Origin of the sequence: Azospirillum palustre, from assembly GCF_002573965.1 — a bacterium.
Taxonomy (GTDB): Bacteria; Pseudomonadota; Alphaproteobacteria; order Azospirillales; family Azospirillaceae; genus Azospirillum; species Azospirillum palustre.
On sequence record NZ_PDKW01000039.1, the window covers coordinates 348,404 to 369,789 of the forward strand.

The window sequence follows — 21,386 nt, forward strand, 5'->3', positions numbered from 1 at the left end:
CGTTGGCATATTAGAGCATGCATTTCGAATTTTGCGAACATCCGAGCGATGCGACACCCGAAGATTTTCCCGCCAACGGAAAGTAACATATCGGTGTATGTAATTCCTGGCAAAAAGAAAGCGCCGCGACTTGCGCGGCGCTTTGATTGTTACTTGTGATGAATGTACATTGTGTCTGATTGTGGCGCTGTCGGCGCCTGTCGCCTAAGCCATGTCAGCGGCGGACGGCGATGTTCTCCACCTGGGTAACGTCACGCACGGCACCGCGGTCGGCGCTGGTGGTCAGGGCGGCATAGGCGCGCAGTGCCGGGGAAACCAGACGGTCGCGGTTGAGCGGCTTCCAGGCATCCATGCCCTTGGCGTTCATCGCGTCGCGGCGGCGCTGCATCTCCTGGTCGTCGACGGCGAGGCGGATGATGCGGTTGGGAATGTCGATCTCGATGCGGTCGCCGTCCTGCACCAGCCCGATGGCGCCACCCTGGGCCGCTTCCGGAGAGACGTGGCCGATCGACAGGCCGGACGTGCCGCCGGAGAAGCGGCCGTCGGTCACCAGCGCGCAGGCCTTGCCCAGTCCCTTCGACTTCAGATAGCTGGTCGGGTACAGCATTTCCTGCATGCCGGGACCGCCGCGCGGGCCCTCGTAGCGGATGACCACCACCTCGCCAGCCTTGACCACGTCGCCCAGGATGCCGGCGACGGCGTCGTCCTGGCTTTCGAAGACGCGGGCCGGGCCGGCGAAGACGAGGTTGGAGGCGTCGACGCCCGCCGTCTTCACGATGCAGCCGTTCTCCGCGATGTTGCCGTACAGCACGGCGAGACCGCCGTCCTGGCTGAAGGCGTTCTCGGCCTTGCGGATCACGCCCTTCTCGCGATCGAGGTCCAGTTCCGGCCAGCGGCGTTCCTGGCTGAAGGGCACGACGGTCGGGATACCGCCGGGGGCAGCCCGATACAGGGTATGGACGGACTGGTCCTGGGTGCGCATCACGTCCCAGCGGTCCAGCGCCTCGCCGAGCGACGGCGCATGGACGGTCGGGGTGTCGCGGTTCAGCAGACCGGCGCGGTCCAACTCGCCCAGGATGCCGAAGATGCCGCCGGCGCGGTGGACGTCCTCGATGTGGACGTCGGCCACGGCGGGAGCGACCTTGCAGACATTGGGGACGCGGCGCGACAACCGGTCGATGTCTTCCATGGTGAAATCGATACCGCCTTCCTGAGCCGCCGCCAGGATGTGCAGGACGGTGTTGGTCGAACCGCCCATGGCGATGTCGAGCGTCATCGCGTTCTCGAAGGCTTCCTTGGTGGCGATGCCGCGCGGCAGGGCGGTGGCGTCTTCCTCCTGGTACCAGCGGCGGCAGAGATCGACCGCCATGCGGCCGGCGGCGAGGAACAGCTCCTTGCGGTCGGCGTGGGTCGCCAGGATGGTGCCGTTGCCGGGCAGCGACAGGCCGAGCGCCTCGGTCAGGCAGTTCATCGAGTTGGCGGTGAACATGCCGGAGCAGGAGCCGCAGGTCGGGCAGGAGCCGCGCTCCATCTCCGCCGCCTCTTCATCCGAGACGGTCGGATCGGCGGCGGCGACCATGGCGTCGATCAGGTCGACCGACTTGATCTTGCCGCGCCACTTGACCTTGCCGGCTTCCATCGGGCCGCCGGAGACGAAGACCGCCGGGATGTTCAGGCGCATCGCGGCCATCAGCATGCCGGGCGTGATCTTGTCGCAGTTGGAGATGCAGACCAGCGCGTCGGCGCAATGGGCGTTCGCCATGTACTCCACCGCGTCGGCAATCAGCTCTCGCGAGGGCAGGCTGTACAGCATGCCGCCATGGCCCATGGCGATGCCGTCGTCCACGGCGATGGTGTTGAACTCCTTCGCCACGCCGCCAGCCTTCTCGATCTCGCGCGCCACCAGCTGGCCCAGATCCTTCAGATGGACGTGGCCGGGGACGAACTGGGTGAAGGAGTTGGCGATGGCGATGATCGGCTTGCCGAAATCGCCGTCCTTCATGCCGGTTGCCCGCCACAGGCCGCGCGCGCCCGCCATGTTGCGGCCGTGGGTGGAGGTGCGGGAACGGTAGTGCGGCATGGATCGGTCCTCAGCTGGTCGATTTTGGCGAATTGGCGAAAGGAATGGAACGAAACGGGTGGGCACCTTAGCAATCTCCTGTCGCGCGCGCCAGAGGCGCGATCCCGTCCAGGGCTCAGGAGGCGCGACACCGGCGTTGCCCTGCCATGCACGCCGCGAGGATTGCCGATGATAAGCACGCTTATTAATTCCGATGAACCGATAAGCAAGCTTACGATATGCCGATGTCCTCCCCCACCGATCACCGCTCCGCAAATCCCCATTCGATGAGTTTGGGGGCCGTCTTGACCGACACGGCGCGCCTGATGCGCGTCCGTTTCGACCAGCGCGCCCGCCATCTCGGCCTGACCCGTCCGCAATGGTCGGTGATCGCCACGCTGGCGCGGAACGAGGGGATCAAGCAGGCGGCGCTGGCCGACCTGCTGGAGATCGAGCCGATCACGCTCTGCCGGCAGATCGACCGTATGGAGGAAGGCGGCTGGATCGAACGCCGCACCGACCCGACCGACCGGCGCGCCCGGCTGCCGCACCTGACGCCGAAGGCGCATGCGGTGCTTGAGCAGGGCCGGGCGCTCGCCACCGGGCTCTATGCGGAGGCGCTCGCCGGCCTGCCGCCCGATGCCGAAGCCATGCTGGTCGAGATGCTGGCCCACATGCGCGCCAACCTTTCCGACCGCCGGGCCGAAGCGCCCGCGAAGACCGCATCTCAAAAGATCGCCGCCAAAGCCTGACGACCCCCGCCTTTTTCTTCGGGACCCGACCGCCATGACCGCCGTGACCGACCGCGATACCGATACCCGCCCGAATGCCCAGAATCCGACCGCCAAGCCTGTCCGACGGACGCGCTGGCGCCGCTGGCTGCTGATGGCCGCCCTGCCGCTGCTGGTGGCGGTCGGCGGCGGCTATGAATATGTCGTGGGCGGACGCTATGTCTCGACCGACAACGCCTATGTCCAGCAGGACAAGGTGACGATCAGCCCGGATATCTCCGGCCGCATCGTCGAGGTGGCGGTGCATGAGAATCAGCCGGTCCATCGCGGCGACCTGCTGTTCCGCATCGACGACGAACCCTACCGGCTGGCCTTGCAGCAGGCGGACGCCGCGCTGGCCTCGGCCCGGCTGAAGGTGGAGCAGCTGCGCGCCGACCTGGGCGAGGCGCAGGCCAAGCAGGCCGCGGCGGAAGAGAAGGTCTCCTTCGAGCAGCGCGAGTTCCAGCGCCAGCAGGATCTGCTGAAGACCGGCGTCGCCGCGCGGGCCACCTATGATTCGGTGCGCCATGACCTGATGGCGGCGCAGCAGGATCTGAACACCGAGAAACAGGCGGTGATCAGCGCCCGCGCTGCCCTTGGCGGCGATCCCGACATCCCCACCGACCGCCATCCGACGGTGCTGGAGGCGCTGGCGAAGAAGGCGTCGGCGCAGCGCGACCTCGACCACACGGTGGTGGCAGCGCCGGCCGACGGCCTGGTCAGCCAGACCGACCGGCTTCTGGTCGGGCAATACGCCTCGGTCGGGCTGTCGGCGGTCAGTCTGGTGATGAGCGGGTCGAGTTGGGTCGAGGCCAACTTCAAGGAAACCGACCTGACCTACATGGCGGTCGGCCAGACCGCGACGGTCGTGCTGGACGCCTATTCCGGCCGCACCCTGACCGCCCATGTCGAGAGCATCGGCGCCGGCACCGGATCGGAGTTCTCGGTCCTGCCCGCCCAGAATGCCACCGGCAACTGGGTGAAGGTGGTGCAGCGGGTGCCGGTCCGCCTCCGCATCGACCGGACGGAGGGCGAGCCCGTGCCGCTGCGCACCGGCCTCAGTGCCGAGGTGGAGGTCGACACCCACTACAGCCGGCCTTTGCCGGGCGCCATCGGCAACGCGGTCGCGGCGATCCGGTAAGGCAACCACGCACGCATCCCATCATCCGCAGGCATTCCATGGCCGTCCCCCAATCCCCGGCAGCCCCGCATGAGGTGAAGCATCGCGGCATGATCACCGTGTCGATCATGCTCGCTACCATCATGCAGGTGCTGGACACCACCATCGCCAACGTCGCCCTGCCCAGCATGCAGGGCAGCCTGGGGGCGGCGCAGGACACCATCACATGGGTGCTGACCTCCTACATCGTCGCGGCGGCCATCGCGACGCCGGCCACCGGCTGGATGGCGGACCGGTTCGGGCGCAAGCGGCTATTCCTGATCGCGGTGGCCGGCTTCACCGCGGCGTCGGTGCTGTGCGGGCTGGCCGGCAGCCTGACCCAGATGGTGGCCTTCCGGCTGGTGCAGGGCGTCTTCGGCGCGGCGCTGGTGCCGCTGTCGCAGTCGGTGCTGCTGGACATCAACCCGAAGGAACGGCACGGGCAGGCGATGGCTCTGTGGGGGGCCGGCATCATGGTCGGCCCGATTGCCGGGCCGACGCTGGGCGGCTGGCTGACCGACAGCTTCAGCTGGCGCTGGGTCTTCTACATCAACTTGCCTGTCGGGCTGCTGGCCTTCGCCGGCATGGCGGTCTTCCTGCACGAGACCAAGGGACGCATCCGCGGCTTCGATTTCTTCGGCTTCGCCATGCTGGGTCTGGCGGTCGGCGCCTTCCAGATGCTGCTGGACCGCGGCGAGCAGCTGGACTGGTTCGGCGCCACCGAGATCTGGATCGAGACGGCGCTGGCCGCCTGCGCCTTCTGGGTCTTCGCCATCCACATCGCCACCGCCCACGGCAACACGAAGACCGAGCCCTTCATCGACCCGGCGCTGCTGCGCGACCGCAATTTCGTCACCGGGCTGATTCTGATCTTCGTGATCGGCGTGATCCTGCTGGCGACCATGGCGCTGCTGCCGCCGATGCTGCAGAATCTGCTGGGCTACCCGACGGTCACCACCGGGCTGGTGCTGGCGCCACGCGGCGTCGGCACGATGATCTCGATGCTGATGGTGGGACGGCTGGTGCGCAGGGTGGATGCGCGGCTGCTGATCCTGGCCGGCGTGCTGCTGACCAGCTGGTCGCTGTGGTACATGACCGGCTTCACCATCGTGATGGACCGCGAGCCGATCATCATCAGCGGCGTGGTGCAGGGGCTGGGCCTGGGGCTGGTGTTCGTGCCGCTCAGCACCATCGCCTTCGCCACGCTGGAGCCGCGGCTGCGCACCGACGCCGCCAGCCTGTTCAGCCTGGTCCGCAACCTGGGCAGCAGCGTCGGCATCTCGGTGGTGATGACCCTGCTGTCGCAGAACACCCAGATCAACCACGCCAGCCTGGCCGCGCATTTGACGCCCTTCTCGCAGATGATGACGGAGCAGGTGACCGCCACGCCCGAGGCGCTGGCGATGCTGAACGCCCAGGTCACGCAGCAGGCGGCGATGATCGCCTACATCGACGACTTCAAGCTGATGATGTATGTCGCCCTGCTGGTCATCCCGATGCTGCTGCTGCTCCGGCGGCCGAAGGCGGGAGCCCCGGCGCCGGAGGAAGCGGCGGTGATGGAGTAGGGGCGCCGCTCCTGTCAGGCGGCCATGCTCGACATCGCCCGGCAGCTTTCGGCGCAGCGGCGGCACATCTCGGCGCACCGCTTCATCATGGCGTCGTCGGCCATGCGGTCGCACCGGTCGGCGCAGGCCGCACAGATCTCGGCACAGGCGCCGCAGGTCAGATGGTGGAAGCGGGAGCCGCGGATCATGAAATCCGCGCTGGTGCGGCAGATGTCGACGCAGTCCAGCATCAGGCGGACATGCCCGGCCTCCGCATGCGCACCGCCCTTGGTCAGGCAGTGCGATACGGTTTCCAGGCAGATCGTCTGGCAATCGGTGCAGTTGCGGATGCAGTCGTCCATCGACGGCGTGCCGGCCATGACGGTTCCTCCGGAGAAGAGTGCAGGGATGACCTGACAACCGGCTCCGGGGCCGTTGGGTTCCGGCAAGGAAGGTTGGTCAGCCGGCCGTGGCGCTCTTGCCGCCGTCCTTCTTCGAGCCGCGCGGGGGCTTCGCGGCCGGAGTCTTGGCGGCTGTGGATTTGGTGGGCGCCGCCTTGGCGGGGGGGGTCGCCGGAGCCTTGACGGAGGTGGCCTGTTCGGCCGGAGCGGCATCGTCCTTCGGCTTGGAGGCAGTCGCCTTGGAGGCGGCCGGCTTGGCCTTCGCAGGCTTGACCGCTTCGGATTTGGCGCTTTGCGCCGGGGCGCTCGCGACCGCCGACAGGGATTCGGCGGCGGCACGGGTGCTCTTGCCGGCGGTCTTGGAGGTGGCGGTCTTCTTGCGCGAGCCGGCGACCTTGCCGGTCGGCTCCAGCGCCCCGGCGCCGCGGACTTCCGCCTCGGCCTGGGTCCAATGGTCGGAGTCGCGGCCTTGCGGACGGCCCTCGCTCTCCCACAACTCGTGGGCGCGGCGTCGGATACGCTCCTGGATATCGTCGGTATCGGCCATCGAGTTCCCCATGTGTCTGTCCGGCAATTGTCCGCCCGGCGGGTCTGCCATACCGTATTTTGTGGCAGCGACCCGCCAACGTTGCAAAGCCACTCGTGCGAGGCACCACGAAAGAGGCGGAGACTCCCGACTCCGCCGTTCCATGAGGGCAACACCGGAGCAAGCGTCTGGTTCCCGGAGGGAACGGGAGATGATGTCCGGAGGGAACGGGAGATGGTTCCCAACCGGCCTGTTCCATGCCACAAGGCGACCGACCCTACCCTTGAGCCGTGCCAATCATGACTCCTGCCTCCTCTGCCGCCAGTCCCTCCCTGCTCGACCGCGTCGCGGCGGCACCCTGGTGGCTGCTGTGCGCCGGGCTGGCGGCGGCGATGGCGCTGTCGGTCCTGCTGGTCGGGTTCCGGCTGCCCTACTGGGTGCATTCCGATCAGGATCTGGTGCTGGCCTATCACGGGCTGCTGTTCGGCGACGGGCTGCCGCAGGAGTATTTCGACCATCCCGGCTACGGCTATTTCCTGGTGATCGACGTCTGGTACCGGCTGCTGCATGCGGCCGGTCTGCTGCCGGTCGCCAGCCTGTCGGCCCTGCCGCCGGGCAGCGACGTGGCGGCGACCGAAGCCGTTTGGCAGTCGCTGGTCCAGGCCGGGCGGGCGCTGTCGATCCTGCTGACCGCCGCCTTCGCCGTCAGCTATGCCACGCTGCTGCGCGGGCTGGTGGAGGACCGGCGGGTGGCGCTGCTGGCTGGCATCCTGCTGGCCTTCGGCGTCGGGCTGACGGCGCAGGGGCGGCAGATGCGCACCGACCTGCTGTCGGCCGGCTTCGTCGTGCTGGGGCTGCTGCTGGTCCTGCGGGCGGTGCGGCCGGCGGACGGCAAGCCGTGCGGCGGCGCATCGCTGCTGCAACTGGCGCTGGGCGGCCTTCTGGTCGGGTTGGCCATGGTGACCAAGGTGCAGGCGGTTTTCCTGGCGATGGGGCTGCCGGTGGCGGCGATCCTGTTCGGGCGGCGGGCGGAGGCCGTGCCGGAAAAGGGCTGGGGCGTTGCCGCGCTGGTCGGGCTGCTGGCGGCTGCCGCCGCGGTGCCGGCCTTCGGGCTGATCCAGGCCGGGCTGGCCGGCTGGGGCCGGGCGGTCTATCCCTACACGCCGGTTGGCGGCGGGCTGTCGGGCGGCGGCTATCAGAGCATCGTCGCCGGCTGGGTGCTGGCCGGCATCCTGGTCCATGCGGCGGTCCACCGGGTGCCGGCGGCCCGTGCGGTCGCCGGAGCGGCGGCGGTGCTGCTGGGGCTGGCGGTGGGGCTGCTGGCGCTCGACATCCGCTGGAACGAGCAGAACGCCATCGCCGTGGCGAACTTCGTCGAGCACATGTTCGTCTTCTCCTCCTGGCGGCATGGGGCGGAGTTGCAGGGCCAGGGGAACGTGGTCGGGCAGGGGACGCTCGGGCTGCTGCTGGCCGGCATCGGCCGGACGCTGGCGATCCGCACCATCGTCCTGCACCCCGACAACATCCCGCAGACCATCGTGGTGGAGTGGTTCGCGCTGGCCGGCGCCGTGGTGCTGTGGCGGCGGGGGCAAAGGCTGGCGGCGGTGCAGGCGCTGTTCCTGCTGCTGGTCGCCTGGGGGCTGGAGTCGCTGTTCTCGCTGCGCGGCTTCCAGCGCGCCTATGCCGCCTACACCGACCCGCTGGCGATCCTGTCGGCCGCCTGGGTGCTGGCGCGGATGCCGGGGCTGCTGGACCGAACGAAGCCGCGGCGCTGGATCCTGGGCGGCGTGGCGCTGGTGGTGGTCGCGGCCCATGCCTGGCCGGTCATCGAAACCCGCAAGCTGCCGAACCCGGCGACCCATTGCGAATGGATCCCGATCTACATGCCCAAGGCGGCGCCGTTTCCCTTCTGCCGTTAGGAACCTCCCAGGGTCCGCGCGCGGTCGAGCGCCTCGACCACGCCGGCGCTGTCGATGTCGTTGAAGTCGGGGCGGTGGTGGATCAGCACGCGCGGGCCGGTGCTGTGGATCGGGTTGGAGGCGTCTGAGAACACCACGACGGTGGGGCAGCCGACGGCGGCGATCAGGTGGGTCGGGCCGGTGTCGTTGCCGACGGCGCCCCAGGCCCGGCGCGCCAGCCCGCCCAGCTCCGGCACGCTGGTGCGGTCGGTGAGGTCGACCGCCTGCGGGCAGGTTTGGGCGATCACGCGGGCAAGGTCGCGCTCGATCCCGGTGCCGATCACCGCCGGCACGATGCCGCGCTCCGCCAGCGCCGCCGCCACCTCGGCATAGCGGCGGGCGGGCCAGCGCTTGTCCGGCCGTCCGGGGGAGGAGCCGGGAACCAGCAGGGCGAAGCGCTCCGGCAGTCCGAATTTGGCGATGTCGGCGTCGAGCCAGGACAGGTCCGGCGTCTCGTCCGGGACGATGCCGAAGGGGGCGAGCTGGCGGACATAGCGGTCGCGCACCGGCACCTTGCGCCGGCCTTCGTAGCGGTCGGGATGCGAGGCGCCGCGGGCGGTGCCCGACCATTCCGGCCAGGGGCCGGGGAACAGCAGCCGGTGATAGAGGTCGGTGCGCGTCTGCGCCTGGAGGTCGTAGACGCGGTCGAAGCGGTGGGCGCGCAAGGTCCGGCGGATCGCCAGATAGGCCGACAGCGAGCGGTCGCGCGGATCCTCCAGCACCTCGTCGAACAACCCGCTCATCCGGGCGAGCGGGGCCAGCGAAGGCAGGGTCAGCAGGGTGATCCGGTCGCCGGCATGATGGCGGCGGATGGCGGCGAACGTCGTCTGGGCCAGGAAGAAATCGCCGAAGGCGCCCAGCTTGATGACAAGGATGCGGAGTGGGCGCTTGCTCATCGTGTCTTGTTCCCGGTAGGGGCCCCGATGCGGCCCCCGATACGCGTTGCCAGCCGCAGCATCAGCGCTGCGGCAAGGAAGCCTGCCATCCACCAGGGCTGCCAGATGCCGTAGGCGGTGCTGCCCATCGCCATCGCCGTGGCGAACAGGGCGAGTGCGAAGGGCTGGTCGCGGCGCTCCAGCCGGGCGGTGGCGGCCAGCAGAAGCAGCATCGCCGCCAGCGCCAGCGCCGCCCCGACCGCCCCGGTCTCCAGCCAGACCTGAAGGAAGGCGTTGTGCGGATGCAGCGGCAGCAGGCTGTCGCCGATCGGCGAGAACTCTGACACGGCACCTTCCGGCGGCAGGGAGCGCGAGGCGTCGATGCCCTGGCCGAACACCGGGGTGCGCAGCGCGCGGTCCGCCGCATGGCCCCAGATCTCCACCCGGTGCTGGGCGGAGCGGAACAGCAGGCCGGAATGGTCGAGGTCGAGCGGACCGGAGAACAGCAGGGCGGCGGGCAGCACCAGCAGGAAGGCGGCGGTGACCGCGGCGCTGAACAGCCGGCGGGTCCATTTGGCGGAGGCGCGGGCTGCCGCCAGCGTGACCAGCCCGGCGGCAATGCCCAGCATGGCCGACCGGCTGGTCAGGGGCAGGCAGGCCAGCGCGTAGCCGACCGGCACCAGCAGGGCCAGCGCCTTGCGGCCGAAGCGGTCCACCGCCAGGGCGGCCGGCCAGACCAGCAGGCAGAGCAGCGCCGCCGTCCGCTTCGGCACATTGCCGTTCAGCAGGTTGGGCAGCTGGTCGTCGGGCACGCTGTTCCACCAGCGGTTCAGCGGGAAGTCCAGCGCCGCCTCCACCGCGAACAGCAGCCCGCCGGCCAGCCCGCCGGCCAGGAACAGCCCGGCCAGCCGCCGCGCGTCGGACGCCGGCAGCCCGGCGATCCAGGCGCCACCGGCCAGCGCGCCGAGCGCGATATAGCCGATCTCCAGCACCGTCGCGAGCGCGCGGTCGGACGGGCTCCACAGGGTGGAGACCAGAGCCAGCAGAAGGAAGGCGCCGACGGCGGCGACCGGCGGCGTGAGGCGCAGGATGCGCCCGAAGGCCCCGCGCCCAAAGCTTCCATTCCGGGCGAGACCGACGAGCGACAGCACCAGCACGAGGATGGCCCAGACCGGCAGCCCGCGCGGGGCGAGCGCCGCCAGCGGCCCCAGCACCAGGGCGGCAGCCCCGGCCACGCCGTGCAGCACGGCATCGACCCCGCGGCCGGCGGGAGACGGGCGGGGGGCTGGGGAAGCGGGGCGCGACGCGGTGGCGTCCAGGGACTCGACGGGCATGACCTTGACGCGGATCAGCGGAAACCGGCGGGGACTTAACCGCACTCCTGCCCCGAAAGCAACGGCGCGCGGTCGGTGGAGGCCGGGCGCGGGATGGGGGGCTTGAAACAGCGTGGAACAGGAATTCGTGTGGTGTTCCATTGCTTCAGGTGGAGCCGGGGCGGTACCGGGGGGTGCGGGGCGGGCTGACGGTTTGAAACAGCGTGGAACAGAAATCCGGGAGTGTTCCACTGTCTCATCGGGGGTTAAGCCGTTGGCGGGAAACGCAGATCGGGTGAACAACATCCGGCGGGGCATGGCGGGTCCTGACCGGCAGTGGCGAGGATGATAGTCCTATCACGGTTGTCGCGGATTGGGGAAAGGGTGGATGAAAATCGCGGGTGGAACTCCTTCCTCCTGCTAAACTCTGTCCGCCGAAGGCAGGGGGCGGCGCGTGCGCGATGCTTGAAGATCCTCGCCATGCATCCCCCTCACCCTAACCCTCTCCCCGGGAGGGAGAGGGGATTCTGGCTGTGCTGCAAGATGGTCTTCAATGCGCCGTGGATTGCGCTACGCTCTGTTCCATGGGTTCGAAGGGGGCGGAGATGGAACGCAGCGGGGGGCAGGGGGCCGAGGGCTATCGGGTCCGCGTGATGAGCCGGGCCGAGCTGGATCTGGCCGTCGAGTGGGCGCGGCTGGAAGGGTGGAACCCCGGCCTGCACGATGCCGGCGCCTTCCATGCCGTCGATCCAGCCGGCTTCCTGGTCGGGCTGCTGGACGGCCAGCCGGTCGCTTCGCTGTCGGTGGTGCGCTATCCGGGGAATTTCGGTTTCCTCGGCTTCTACATCGTGCGGCCGGAGGCGCGCGGGCGCGGCTATGGCTGGACGCTGTGGCAGGCGGGACTGCGCCATCTGGAGGGCTGCACCGTCGGGCTCGACGGCGTGGTCGCCCAACAGGAGAATTACCGCAAATCCGGCTTCGCCCTGTCCCACCGCAACATCCGCTTCGGCGGCAGCCTGCCGGAGGACGGGGCCGGCGGGGCGAGGCTGGTGGATGCCCGGACCGTGCCCTTCGACCGGCTGGCGGCCTTGGATGCCGCGCTGTTCCCGGCGCCGCGCCCCGGCTTCCTCGCCAATTGGATCGCCCTGCCCGGTGCAACGGCGCTGGCGGCGGTGGGAACCGGCGATGGTGACGGCGATGTGACGGGCTTCGGGGTGATCCGGCCCTGCCACGACGGCTGGAAGATCGGCCCGCTCTATGCCGCGGACCAGACGGTCGCGCGGGATCTGGTGCTGGCGCTGGGCCGGACGGCCGGGGCCAAGGGCGGAGTCGGGCCGGTGTTTCTCGACGTGCCGGAACCGAACGCGGCGGGGGTGCGGCTGGCGGAGGAGTTGGGGCTGTCGCCGCAATTCGAGACGGCGCGCATGTATCTGGGACCGGCCCCGGCGGCCGGGCTGGGGCGGGTGTTCGGGATCACGAGCTTTGAGCTGGGGTGAGAGGCGGTGGCCGGCGCGGGGCATCTAAGCAGGTTTTCCGAACTCCGCCCACAGATGGGCGGGCTCGGAAAACCTGCTTAGCGGCCCATGAATTTTACCATCAGACGTTCGTCGATGTAGCTCCCGTCCACCTTCAGCGCCCGCGGTTCCGTGCCGTACGCTTCGAAGCCCAGCCGTTCGTACAGGCCGATGGCCTGCCGGTTGGTCGCGGCGACGGAGAGATGGATTTGCTCGACATGCTCCGCGGCATGGGCGAGCAGGGCGGTCATGACCGCATCTGCCAGACCGCTGCCCCGCCTGTTTCCGCGAACATAGACCCCCCAAAGCATGCCCTTGTGCCGCGATTTGGCCTGGGTGGGAATCAGCAGCCCGGCCGTGGCATCAAGTATCCCGTTGACGAAGCCGCCGACGATGTAACCGCCCGCGATCCTGTCTGCGAAGCTGGAAAGGGGACGGCTGCTTTCCTCGGCATGGCTCGATCCGAACGCCTCCGGATGGCGGTGCAGGGCTTCGAGGCGGAGCGAGCGGTACTCCTCCGCATCGTCGGGCAACAGCCTTTTCACCACTGTCATGTGCATTCCCTTGTCCTGACTGAGTTCGTGTGTCGCCGTTGCCCAGAAACGTGGGAGCCCCTCACCCCGCCGCCGTCCTGTCCGCCGTTCGTTCCAGCGAGCGGACGATGTGCTCGGCCAGCAAATCCACCGCCTTGGGCAGCGGGCCGGGCTGGCGGTAGAGGGCGGTTTCGATGTCGGGCAGATCGGGCAGGCCGTGTTCGGCGTTCACGATGTGGAAGCCGGGGGCCAGCATGTCCTTCGGCAGGATGGTCACGCCGAGCCCGGCGGTCACCGCGGCCTTGATGCCGGCGAGGCTGGGGCTGGTGTAGGCCATGCGCCAGGGGCGGCCGTGGGCGTCCAGCGCGTCGATGGCGCGTTTGCGGTGGATGTCCGGTGCCGGGGCGAGGACCAGCGGGACCGGGGCGCCCGCGTCGAGGATCAGCCGGTCAGACGCCACCCAGAACAGCGGCTCGCGCCAGACCCGGACGCCCCCGGCCGGTCCCTGCGGCTCCCGCTTGCACAGCACGAGGTCGTATTCGCCGCGGGCGAAACGGTCGAGCAGGTTGACGGTGAAGTCGCACTGCACCTCCAGCGCCACCTGGGGATGGGCGCGGGAGAAGCGCCACAGCACGTCGGGCAGATGGGCGGTGGCGAAATCCTCCGGCGTGCCGAGCCGCACCACGCCGCCCACCTCCGGCTCCATCAGCAGGGCGCAGGCCTCGCCCGCCATGCCCAGCAGGCGGCGGGCATAGGTCAGCAGGATCTCGCCGTCGGGGGTCAGGTCCAGGCCGCGGCCCTCGCGCAGGAACAGGCGCTTGCCCAGCCCGTCCTCCAGCCGCTTGATCTGCAGGCTGATGGTGGACTGGGTGCGGCCCAGCCGCTCCGCCGCCCGCGTGAAGCCGCCGCTGTCCACGATGGTCACGAAGCTGCGCAGCAGGTCGAGGTCGAAGGGCGGCAGCGGAGCGGGCATGTGGGGCGGAGGGGCGGATGGCATGGGGGTTGTTCCGGCTCGGCCGGTCAGGTCAGCACCGCCCGGCTCAGTGCGAGGTAGAGTGGAATACCGACGAGGATGTTGAAAGGAAATGTGATGCCCAGCGACAGCGGAAGCGACAGGCCGGGCTCCGCTGCCGGCAGGGCGTGGCGCAGCGCCGCCGGAACCGCGATGTAGGAGGCGCTGGCGCACAGCGTCACCAAGAGGGCGGCATCGCCGAGGCCGAGCCCCAGGGACGCGGCGGCGGCAAGGCCGATGGCCGCGCCGGCCAGCGGCATGACGATGCCGAAGGCGATCAGCCGCGGGCTGAGCGACACCGCTTCCCGCAGCCGGGAGGTGGCGAGATAGCCCATCTCCAGCAGGAACAGGCAGAGCACGCCGTCCCACGGCGCGATGAACAGGCCGTGCAGGCTTTGCAGGCCGGGCTTGCCGATGACCAGCCCGACCAGCAGCGACCCGGCCAGCAGCAGGACCGAGCCGTTGAAGGCGGCCTCGCGGATGGCGCCCCTGATCGAGCCGCCCTGGGCCGGGCCGCCGCCGCCGAGCGGCACCGACAGGCTGGCTCCGCCGCCACCCGCCGCCACGCCGGACACCATGCCGGCGGCGCCGGCCAGCAGCAGGCCGCTGACGATGGCCGGGCCTTCCATGATCGCCAGCGCCGCGACCATGTGGCCGCCGAAGGTGACGCCCTGGCTTTCCAGCAGCTTGGTGGCGGTGACGAAGGTGACGAGGCTGACCGAGCCGTAATGGGCGGCGATGGCGGCCGCATTGACCTGATCCAGCCCGACCGCCGAGCGCAGCAGCGCGAAGCCGAGGACCGGCATCAGCAGGCTGAGCAGACCGGCGGTCAGCAGCAGCGGCAGCACGGCGCCGACATCGGCACCGGCCAGCGCCACGCCGCCCTTCAGGCCGATGGCGACCAGCAGATAGGCGGCGAGCGCCTTGCCGAAGCCCTCCGGGAACGGAATGCGCGCGCGAGTGAGCGCGATGACGGCACCGAGGCCGAAGAACAGAATCGGTGCCGACAGCAGCGTGTCCATGATGGATCGTCCCTCGTTTCGATGGTCTGCACGGGTCTTGCCGCACTGTGCCAATCCATGGCGGCAAACCATGGGGCGGACGCTAACGGGGTATCTTCCTCATGGGAAATTGATAGTTTTCAGCATTTCCATTGATTTTCTCAATGGATGGCGGCGGGCCTCAGGCCAGGAGGTCGTCCTGCCGGTTGCGCCGCATCCACAAAGCGGCGTAACTGCACAGGGGAACGATCTTCAGCCCCTCGGTGCGGGCGGTCGCCACCACGCCTTCCATCAGGCGGCCGGCGGCGCCTGTGCCGCGAAGCGAGGGCGGGGCCTCGACATAGGAAATCACCAGGGTCTGGCCGTTGCGGCGGTAGTTGGCGAACACCGTCTGGGTGCCGACCGCCAGTTCGAACCGGTTCATCGCGCGGTTGTCGGTGACCGCCTGTGCCATGCCTTGCGCTCCGTCTGTTGTGGGACTTCCCTCCTTCAACAGATGGGGGGCGGAGAAGAGGCCGGAAGCCCCCCTTTTTCGCGGCTTCTTCTTACTCCCCGCGCCAGCCGCAGGCGGACAGCGCGTCCCGCATATGCTCCGGTGCCGGGGCGACGGCGCTGACGGGGGCGTACTCGAAGGCCATGCGGAAGGCGACGGAGCGGGCCAGCAGATGCAGGGTGCCGGGCGGCCGGCGCTCGGGGCCGTAGAAGGGCTCGCCCACCAGCGGGCAGCCGATGGCGGCGCAATGGACGCGGATCTGGTGGGTGCGGCCGGTGCGCGGGCGAAGCTCCAGCCAGGACCGGCCGTTGCCGGTGCCCAGCACCCGGTAGTCGGTGACCGCCGGCTGGCCGGCCGGGTCGGGCAGGATGGTCCAGGAGGAGCGGCCGAAGCCGGCGTCTGACTTGGGTTCGATCCGCTTCAGCAAGGGGAGGTCGATCACGCCGGTCTCGGCCTCCGGGATGCCCTCGGCCACCGCCCAGTAGGTCTTCTCGACATGGCCGGCGGCGAACATCTGGCCCAGCCGCTTCAGCCCCCAAAGCGTGCGGCCCAGGATCAGGCAGCCGGCGGTGTCGCGGTCGAGCCGGTGGGCGAGCTTCGGCGGCTCCCCGCCCGGCTCCGCCAGGTGGGGCAGGTACAGTTCCAGATGGTCGGTGATGCGCCCGGCCTTGTGGACGGCCAGACCGGCCGGCTTGTCGATGACGAAGCACAGCTCGTCCCGGTGCAGCACGCGGGCGCGCAGCTGCTCCGCGGTGAGCGAGCCGGGGGCGGGCTGGGCTTGAGTCGGGGGAGTCGGGGTAAGCGAGTCGGGGATCATGGCCGGCACCATGACCGCGGACGCCCCCGTCGTGCAAGTATTCGCAATAAAACGTCATACGGAAAGTTCGTTATTGAAGCCATAGCGCCCTACAGGCAGCGGCACGGTGTCGCGCCGGTGGATTCCGCCGCGTTTCCAAGCGTTCCCGCCTATGAGAAAGGTTTGGTGCCAGCTTGGACGTAACGGATAAAGATCGGCTTGATTGAGGAGTTTCAGCCGGTTTTCATTTGATTTCGGCCTCTGGGACTAGCCTTTTGCCCGGTCTCGGAAGGTTTGTTGCGCAGTGACGGAAGGCGTGGCAGAAAGCCGGAACCACGGCCCATGCTTCCGCAGGCTTCGCTTGCGGTCGGGTGCCACCGTGGAACCATGGATTTGACTTCGCCTCAACCACAAGAGACGTCCAATGCGGAAACCCGTGCGCAAGGTGGTGTTCCCGGTCGCCGGTCTCGGCACGCGCTTCCTGCCGGCCACCAAGGCCATCCCGAAAGAGATGCTGCCGCTGGTCGACCGCCCCCTGCTGCAGCACGCCGTCGAAGAGGCGCGCGCCGCCGGCATCGAGGATTTCGTTTTCGTCACCGGCCGCTCCAAGCGCGCCATCGAAGACCATTTCGACGCCGACACCGAACTGAACCGCACGCTTGAAGAGCGCGGCAAGATGGACGCGCTGGAAGAGGTCCGCCACAGCGAGATCGCTCCCGGCCGCTGCTTCTACACCCGCCAGCAGGTTCCGCTGGGCCTCGGCCATGCCGTCTGGTGCGCCCGCGCCCTGATCGGCAACGACCCGTTCGCCATCGTGCTGCCCGACGACTTCGTCCAGGGCAAGACCCCCTGCCTGAAGCAGATGGTCGAGGCGTACGAGGAGGTCGGCGGCAACATCGTCGCCGTCGTCGACGTTCCGCGCGAAAAGACCAGCAGCTACGGCATCCTCGACGTCGAGAAGGACGACGGCCGTCTGGCCACCGTCCGCGGCCTCGTCGAGAAGCCGAAGCCGGAAGACGCGCCGTCGACCCTGTCGATCATCGGCCGCTACATCCTGCAGCCGGAAATCTTCGACCATCTGGAAAAGCAGCAGCGCGGCGCCGGCAACGAAATCCAGCTGACCGACGCCATGGCCAACCTGATCGGCAACCAGCCGTTCCACGGCCTGCGTTTCGAAGGCACCCGCTACGACTGCGGCGACAAGGTCGGCTTCATCGAGGCGACGCTCGCCCACGCGCTGAACCGGCCGGACATGGCCGACAAGGTGCGTGCCATGCTGCGTAAATATTGCTGACCGACGGGCAGCACGCCTGACGCGGTGCCCGCCCCCGTCCCCTGATCCGGATGGGGGCGGGCGCACGCGTTTGGACTGCATTTCAAGAAGAGCCGGCCAAAGTCGAAAAGGCCGGCCGTGAGGAACGCCCCGCGGCGAAGACCCGCCAGGGCATCCCGAAAACAGACTGGTTTTCCTTTTTTCAAGGATATGAGGGGGACGCGATGCGCATTGCGATGATCGGCACGGGCTATGTCGGCCTGGTCTCCGGCGCCTGCTTTTCCGAATTCGGCGTGCACGTCACCTGCGTCGACAAGGACGCCGGCAAGATCGAGCGGCTGAAGAACGGCGAGATTCCGATCTACGAGCCCGGCCTGGACGACCTCGTCGCCCGCAACGTCGCCGCCGGCCGCCTGTCCTTCACCCTGGACCTGAAGGAAGCGATGCAGGGCGTCGACGCCGTGTTCATCGCAGTCGGCACCCCGTCGCGCCGCGGCGACGGCCATGCCGACCTCTCCTACGTCTATGGCGCCGCCGAGGAGATCGCCCAGCATCTCGACCACTACACGGTGGTGGTGACGAAATCGACGGTCCCGGTCGGCACCGGCCGCGAGGTCGAGGCGATCATCCGCCGCGTTCGCCCCGAGGCCGAGTTCGACGTCGCTTCCAACCCGGAATTCCTGCGCGAAGGCTCGGCCATCGGCGACTTCATGCGGCCCGACCGCGTCGTCATCGGCGCCACGTCCGACCGCGCGGGCGAGGTGATGCGCCGGCTCTACCGGCCGCTCTATTTGATCGAGACGCCGATCGTCGTGACCTCGCTGGAGACGGCGGAGCTGACCAAATACGCCGCCAACACCTTCCTGGCCGCCAAGATCACCTTCATCAACGAGATCGCCGATCTCTGCGAGAAGGTCGGCGCCAACGTGCATGACGTGGCGCGCGGCATCGGGCTCGACGGCCGCATCGGCAAGAAGTTCCTGCACCCCGGTCCGGGCTATGGCGGCTCCTGCTTCCCGAAGGACACGCTGGCGCTGGTCCGCACCGCCCAGCAGGTCGGCAGCCCGCTGCGCATCATCGAGACGGTGGTGGACATCAACGACAAGCGCAAGAAGCAGATGGCCGAGCGCATCATCGCCGCCTGCGGCGGGTCGGTGGACGGCAAGACCGTCGCGGTGCTGGGCGTCGCCTTCAAGCCGAACACCGACGACATGCGCGACAGCCCGTCGCTCGACATCGTCCCGGCCTTGCAGGCGGCGGGGGCCCATGTGCGCGCCTTCGATCCGGCGGCGATGCACGAGGCCGAAAAGCTGCTTCCCGGCGTGGAATGGGCCAAGGACGCCTACGGCACCTTGGAAGGGGCCGATTGCGTCGCTATTCTCACGGAGTGGAACGAATTCCGTGCGCTCGACCTGCGTCGGGTCAAGTCGATGCTGAAGCGGCCGGTGATGATCGACCTGCGCAACATCTACAACCCCGAGGACATGGCGAAGGCCGGCTTCACCTATACCTCCATCGGCCGGCCGTCGCCGGCCGGCGGGATGGACCGCGGCTAAGGTCCAAAGACGGCGTCCAACAGAGGACTAACGAGACGATGAGCGAAGCCCATACCTTCCACCCCACGGTGCTGCGCGAGTACGACATCCGCGGCATCGTCGGCAAGACGCTGACCCCGGCGGACGCCCGCGCGGTCGGCCGCTCCTTCGGCACCGTGGTGGTGCGCAAGGGCGGCAAGACGGTCTGCGTCGGCTACGACGGCCGTCTGTCCTCGCCGGAGCTGGAGGAGGCGCTGGTCGAGGGGCTGGTTTCCACCGGCCTGCACGTCCTGCGCATCGGGCTCGGCCCCACGCCGATGCTGTATTTCGCCACCCGCGACCGCGAGGCGGCGGCCGGCATCATGATCACCGGCTCGCACAACCCGCCGGACTACAACGGCATCAAGATGATGCTGGGCAAGGGTCCGGTCTATGGCCAGCAGATCCTGGAACTCGGCACCATGGCGGCCAAGGCCGACTGGGAGCAGGGCCAGGGCTCGTCGGAGAAGATCGACGTCCAGGACGAGTATGTCGCCCGCCTGCTGAAGGATTATGACGGCACGCGCGACCTGAAGATCGCCTGGGACGCCGGCAACGGCGCGTCGGGCGAGATCCTGCGCCGCCTGACCGCCAAGCTGCCGGGCACGCATGTCCTGCTGTTCGACGAGATCGACGGCAACTTCCCCAACCACCATCCGGACCCGACGGTCGAGGCCAATCTGGTCGACCTGAAGAAAGCGGTGGCGGAGCATGGCTGCGACATCGGCATCGGCTTCGACGGCGACGGCGACCGCATCGGCGCCATCGACCACAAGGGCCGCGTGGTGTGGGGCGACCAGCTGGTCGCGCTCTATGCCGCCGACGTGCTGAAGAGCCATCCGGGCGCCACCATCATCGCCGACGTCAAGGCCAGCCAGGCCCTGTTCGACGAGATCGCCAAGCATGGCGGCACCCCGCTGATGTGGAAGACCGGCCACTCGCTGCTGAAGGCCAAGATGGCGGAGACGGGTTCGCCGCTGGCCGGCGAGATGTCGGGCCACATCTTCTTCGCCGACAAGTGGTACGGCTTCGACGACGCGCTCTATTGCGGCGTGCGGCTGGCCGGGCTGGTCAGCAAGCTGGACACCACGCTGGCGGCCCTGCGCGACGGCCTGCCGGACATGGTCAACACGCCGGAGACCCGCTTCCAGATCGACGAGGAACGCAAGTTCGCGGTGGTCGAGGAGGTCAAGGGCCGCGTCAAGGCGTCGGGCGCCAAGGTCAACGACATCGACGGCGTCCGCGTGACGACCGACGATGGCTGGTGGCTGCTGCGCGCGTCCAACACCCAGGACGTGCTGGTGGCCCGCGCCGAGTCCTACAGCACCGAAGGGCTGGAGCGGCTGAAGGGCGCGCTGATCGAGCAGCTGGTGGCTTCCGGGCTGAGCGCGCCGTCCTTCGAGGGCGGCGGGTCGCACTGAGGTAAAGTGACGGTGAGGGAGCAGAGCGCTCCCTCACCGGAAACTCGCCAGATGCCGCCGGAACCGGGCAAGGCTCCAGGCGAAGAACAGAGCGCCGATTCCGGCGGTCGCGGCGAAGCGCGGCCACACCACGTCGAAGCCAGCCCCGCGGAACAGGATCGCCTGGGCGAAGGCGACGAAATGGGTCGAGGGTGACAGCTGCATCGCCAGTTGCAGCCACTCCGGCTCGCTCTCCAGCGGGGTGAAGCCGCCGGACAGCATGTTCATCGGCAGCACGATCAGGATGAACAGCAGGCCCAGCTGCGGCATCGAGCGCGCCACCGTGCCGAGGAAGATGCCGAGCGCCGTCGCGAAGAACAAATAGAGCGCCGTCCCGGCCAGGAACAGCGGGACCGATCCGGCCAGCGGCACCGACAGGAGGCCGCGCAGCACGGCATAGAGCGCCACCAGCGTCAGACCCAGGATCACCGCGCCGTTCGCCAGCACCTTGGCGGCCATGATCTCGGCCGGCCGCACCGGCATCACCAGCAGATGCTCCAGCGTGCCATGTTCGCGCTCGCGGATCAGGGCGGCGCCGGCCAGCAGCACCGCCAGCATGGTGACGTTGCTGACCACCGACATGGTGCCGGTGAACCATTTCGTATCCAGCGCCTCGTTGTAGGCGACGCGGACTTGCAGGCTGACCGGGGCGGCGCTGCCGTCGGCCTCGCGGCGGACGAAGCGGCCGACCTCGTCGTCGACGATGCCCTGGATGGTGCCGGCGCCGATGCCGGCCTGCATCATCGCGGTGGCATCGATCAGCAGCTGGATCGCCGGGCTGCGGCCGGCCAGCACGTCGGCCTGGAAGTTCGGCGGGATGTCGAGGACGAAGGTGTAGCGGGCGGAATCCATCGCCGGGTCGATGTCGGCATGGCCGATCGTCGCCGGGGTCTGGAACTCGGGGCCGTGGAAGCTGGAGGCCAGCCGCTGCGACAGGGTCGAGCGGTCCTCGTCGACGATGGCGATGGCGGCGTTGCGCAGCTCGTGCGAGATGCCGGTCGCCTGGCTGTAGACGGAAAAGGTGAAGGAATAGACGACGAAGCCCAGCATGAAGACGTCGCGCAGCAGGCTGATCCATTCCTTGCGCGCCAGTGTCAGGCTGTTGCGGAGGAAGCGCATCATGGC

Annotated in this window: 19 protein-coding genes; 8 read left to right on the forward strand and 11 right to left on the reverse strand. The window is 68.9% G+C overall.

What is annotated here, in order from left to right; genetic code table 11:
- Positions 1–214 precede the first annotated feature (214 nt).
- The gene (gene ilvD, locus CRT60_RS07735) at positions 215–2,080 is read right to left on the reverse strand and encodes a dihydroxy-acid dehydratase (RefSeq protein ID WP_098735843.1); all 1,866 of its coding nucleotides are present in this window, start codon (positions 2,078–2,080) and stop codon (positions 215–217) included.
- A 284-nt stretch (positions 2,081–2,364) separates the two neighbouring features.
- Here ilvD and CRT60_RS07740 point away from each other — a divergent pair, with 284 nt between their 5' ends.
- The 3 genes from CRT60_RS07740 to CRT60_RS07750 are packed head-to-tail and all read left to right on the forward strand — an operon-like array spanning position 2,365 to position 5,553.
- Complete coding sequence (locus CRT60_RS07740; protein WP_244592349.1) at positions 2,365–2,811, forward strand: MarR family winged helix-turn-helix transcriptional regulator; 447 nt, start codon at positions 2,365–2,367, stop codon at positions 2,809–2,811.
- Positions 2,812–2,845: 34 nt separating this feature from the next.
- A complete protein-coding gene (locus CRT60_RS07745) occupies positions 2,846–3,970 on the forward strand; it encodes an HlyD family secretion protein (protein WP_098735845.1) in 1,125 nt (374 codons plus the stop codon).
- Between the two features lie 38 nt (positions 3,971–4,008).
- Positions 4,009–5,553, forward strand: a complete 1,545-nt coding sequence (locus CRT60_RS07750) for a DHA2 family efflux MFS transporter permease subunit (RefSeq protein ID WP_098735846.1) — start codon at positions 4,009–4,011, stop codon at positions 5,551–5,553.
- Between the two features lie 14 nt (positions 5,554–5,567).
- Here CRT60_RS07750 and CRT60_RS07755 read toward each other — a convergent pair whose 3' ends face one another.
- Positions 5,568–5,912, reverse strand: coding sequence for a four-helix bundle copper-binding protein (locus CRT60_RS07755; RefSeq protein ID WP_098735847.1), 345 nt, complete (start codon positions 5,910–5,912; stop codon positions 5,568–5,570).
- Between the two features lie 79 nt (positions 5,913–5,991).
- Positions 5,992–6,480: a DUF2934 domain-containing protein gene (locus CRT60_RS07760; RefSeq protein ID WP_098736251.1), complete on the reverse strand. Its 489-nt coding sequence runs from the start codon at positions 6,478–6,480 to the stop codon at positions 5,992–5,994.
- A 278-nt stretch (positions 6,481–6,758) separates the two neighbouring features.
- Between CRT60_RS07760 and CRT60_RS07765 the strand changes: the two genes are divergently transcribed.
- Positions 6,759–8,378 carry a glycosyltransferase family 39 protein gene (locus tag CRT60_RS07765; RefSeq protein ID WP_098735848.1) on the forward strand — a complete coding sequence of 540 codons (1,620 nt, stop codon included), beginning with the start codon at positions 6,759–6,761 and terminating at the stop codon, positions 8,376–8,378.
- Here CRT60_RS07765 and CRT60_RS07770 read toward each other — a convergent pair.
- Both CRT60_RS07770 and CRT60_RS07775 read right to left on the reverse strand, forming a co-directional pair.
- Positions 8,375–9,313: a glycosyltransferase family 9 protein gene (locus CRT60_RS07770; RefSeq protein ID WP_098735849.1), complete on the reverse strand. Its 939-nt coding sequence runs from the start codon at positions 9,311–9,313 to the stop codon at positions 8,375–8,377. The genes CRT60_RS07765 and CRT60_RS07770 overlap by 4 nt on opposite strands.
- A complete protein-coding gene (locus tag CRT60_RS07775; RefSeq protein ID WP_244592350.1) occupies positions 9,310–10,626 on the reverse strand; it encodes an O-antigen ligase family protein in 1,317 nt (438 codons plus the stop codon). The genes CRT60_RS07770 and CRT60_RS07775 overlap by 4 nt, the downstream gene beginning before the upstream one ends.
- Before the next feature lie 584 nt (positions 10,627–11,210).
- On the opposite strand from CRT60_RS07775, the gene CRT60_RS07780 reads away from it, so the two are divergent.
- A complete protein-coding gene (locus CRT60_RS07780) occupies positions 11,211–12,101 on the forward strand; it encodes a GNAT family N-acetyltransferase (RefSeq protein ID WP_098735850.1) in 891 nt (296 codons plus the stop codon).
- A 77-nt stretch (positions 12,102–12,178) separates the two neighbouring features.
- Here CRT60_RS07780 and CRT60_RS07785 read toward each other — a convergent pair whose 3' ends face one another.
- The 5 genes from CRT60_RS07785 to CRT60_RS07805 all read right to left on the reverse strand — a co-directional run bounded on the left by CRT60_RS07785 (position 12,179) and on the right by CRT60_RS07805 (position 15,975).
- A complete protein-coding gene (locus CRT60_RS07785; RefSeq protein WP_244592351.1) occupies positions 12,179–12,652 on the reverse strand; it encodes a GNAT family N-acetyltransferase in 474 nt (157 codons plus the stop codon).
- Between the two features lie 82 nt (positions 12,653–12,734).
- On the reverse strand, positions 12,735–13,649 hold the full coding sequence (locus CRT60_RS07790; protein ID WP_244592352.1) for a LysR substrate-binding domain-containing protein: 915 nt from the start codon (positions 13,647–13,649) through the stop codon (positions 12,735–12,737).
- A 23-nt stretch (positions 13,650–13,672) separates the two neighbouring features.
- A complete protein-coding gene (locus CRT60_RS07795) occupies positions 13,673–14,686 on the reverse strand; it encodes a sodium-dependent bicarbonate transport family permease (protein WP_098735852.1) in 1,014 nt (337 codons plus the stop codon).
- A 160-nt stretch (positions 14,687–14,846) separates the two neighbouring features.
- Positions 14,847–15,119, reverse strand: a complete 273-nt coding sequence (locus tag CRT60_RS07800; protein WP_098735853.1) for a GNAT family N-acetyltransferase — start codon at positions 15,117–15,119, stop codon at positions 14,847–14,849.
- Between the two features lie 91 nt (positions 15,120–15,210).
- Positions 15,211–15,975, reverse strand: a complete 765-nt coding sequence (locus CRT60_RS07805) for an RluA family pseudouridine synthase (RefSeq protein WP_098736254.1) — start codon at positions 15,973–15,975, stop codon at positions 15,211–15,213.
- Between the two features lie 403 nt (positions 15,976–16,378).
- Between CRT60_RS07805 and galU the strand changes: the two genes are divergently transcribed.
- The 3 genes from galU to pgmG all read left to right on the forward strand — a co-directional run bounded on the left by galU (position 16,379) and on the right by pgmG (position 20,222).
- Positions 16,379–17,248 carry a UTP--glucose-1-phosphate uridylyltransferase GalU gene (gene galU / locus CRT60_RS07810; RefSeq protein WP_098735854.1) on the forward strand — a complete coding sequence of 290 codons (870 nt, stop codon included), beginning with the start codon at positions 16,379–16,381 and terminating at the stop codon, positions 17,246–17,248.
- Positions 17,249–17,451: 203 nt separating this feature from the next.
- Positions 17,452–18,783 (forward strand): UDP-glucose dehydrogenase family protein, encoded by a 1,332-nt coding sequence (locus CRT60_RS07815; protein ID WP_098735855.1) that lies wholly within the window; start codon positions 17,452–17,454, stop codon positions 18,781–18,783.
- A gap of 38 nt (positions 18,784–18,821) precedes the next feature.
- Positions 18,822–20,222, forward strand: coding sequence for a phosphoglucomutase/phosphomannomutase PgmG (gene pgmG, locus CRT60_RS07820; RefSeq protein WP_098735856.1), 1,401 nt, complete (start codon positions 18,822–18,824; stop codon positions 20,220–20,222).
- 33 nt (positions 20,223–20,255) lie between these two features.
- Here pgmG and CRT60_RS07825 read toward each other — a convergent pair whose 3' ends face one another.
- Positions 20,256–21,383: an ABC transporter permease gene (locus CRT60_RS07825; protein ID WP_193548413.1), complete on the reverse strand. Its 1,128-nt coding sequence runs from the start codon at positions 21,381–21,383 to the stop codon at positions 20,256–20,258.
- Between the last annotated feature and the right edge of the window lie 3 nt (positions 21,384–21,386).

What these genes read in the sequence shown, in the direction of transcription:
- ilvD (WP_098735843.1), bottom strand. Translation starts at nt 2,080, where the DNA reads ATGCCGCACTACCGTTCCCGCACCTCCACCCACGGCCGCAACATGGCG.
- CRT60_RS07745 (WP_098735845.1), top strand. Translation starts at nt 2,846, where the DNA reads ATGACCGCCGTGACCGACCGCGATACCGATACCCGCCCGAATGCCCAG.
- CRT60_RS07750 (WP_098735846.1), top strand. Translation starts at nt 4,009, where the DNA reads ATGGCCGTCCCCCAATCCCCGGCAGCCCCGCATGAGGTGAAGCATCGC.
- CRT60_RS07755 (WP_098735847.1), bottom strand. Translation starts at nt 5,912, where the DNA reads ATGGCCGGCACGCCGTCGATGGACGACTGCATCCGCAACTGCACCGAT.
- CRT60_RS07760 (WP_098736251.1), bottom strand. Translation starts at nt 6,480, where the DNA reads ATGGCCGATACCGACGATATCCAGGAGCGTATCCGACGCCGCGCCCAC.
- CRT60_RS07765 (WP_098735848.1), top strand. Translation starts at nt 6,759, where the DNA reads ATGACTCCTGCCTCCTCTGCCGCCAGTCCCTCCCTGCTCGACCGCGTC.
- CRT60_RS07770 (WP_098735849.1), bottom strand. Translation starts at nt 9,313, where the DNA reads ATGAGCAAGCGCCCACTCCGCATCCTTGTCATCAAGCTGGGCGCCTTC.
- CRT60_RS07775 (WP_244592350.1), bottom strand. Translation starts at nt 10,626, where the DNA reads ATGCCCGTCGAGTCCCTGGACGCCACCGCGTCGCGCCCCGCTTCCCCA.
- CRT60_RS07780 (WP_098735850.1), top strand. Translation starts at nt 11,211, where the DNA reads ATGGAACGCAGCGGGGGGCAGGGGGCCGAGGGCTATCGGGTCCGCGTG.
- CRT60_RS07790 (WP_244592352.1), bottom strand. Translation starts at nt 13,649, where the DNA reads ATGCCATCCGCCCCTCCGCCCCACATGCCCGCTCCGCTGCCGCCCTTC.
- CRT60_RS07795 (WP_098735852.1), bottom strand. Translation starts at nt 14,686, where the DNA reads ATGGACACGCTGCTGTCGGCACCGATTCTGTTCTTCGGCCTCGGTGCC.
- CRT60_RS07800 (WP_098735853.1), bottom strand. Translation starts at nt 15,119, where the DNA reads ATGGCACAGGCGGTCACCGACAACCGCGCGATGAACCGGTTCGAACTG.
- CRT60_RS07805 (WP_098736254.1), bottom strand. Translation starts at nt 15,975, where the DNA reads ATGATCCCCGACTCGCTTACCCCGACTCCCCCGACTCAAGCCCAGCCC.
- galU (WP_098735854.1), top strand. Translation starts at nt 16,379, where the DNA reads ATGCGGAAACCCGTGCGCAAGGTGGTGTTCCCGGTCGCCGGTCTCGGC.
- CRT60_RS07815 (WP_098735855.1), top strand. Translation starts at nt 17,452, where the DNA reads ATGCGCATTGCGATGATCGGCACGGGCTATGTCGGCCTGGTCTCCGGC.
- pgmG (WP_098735856.1), top strand. Translation starts at nt 18,822, where the DNA reads ATGAGCGAAGCCCATACCTTCCACCCCACGGTGCTGCGCGAGTACGAC.
- CRT60_RS07825 (WP_193548413.1), bottom strand. Translation starts at nt 21,383, where the DNA reads ATGATGCGCTTCCTCCGCAACAGCCTGACACTGGCGCGCAAGGAATGG.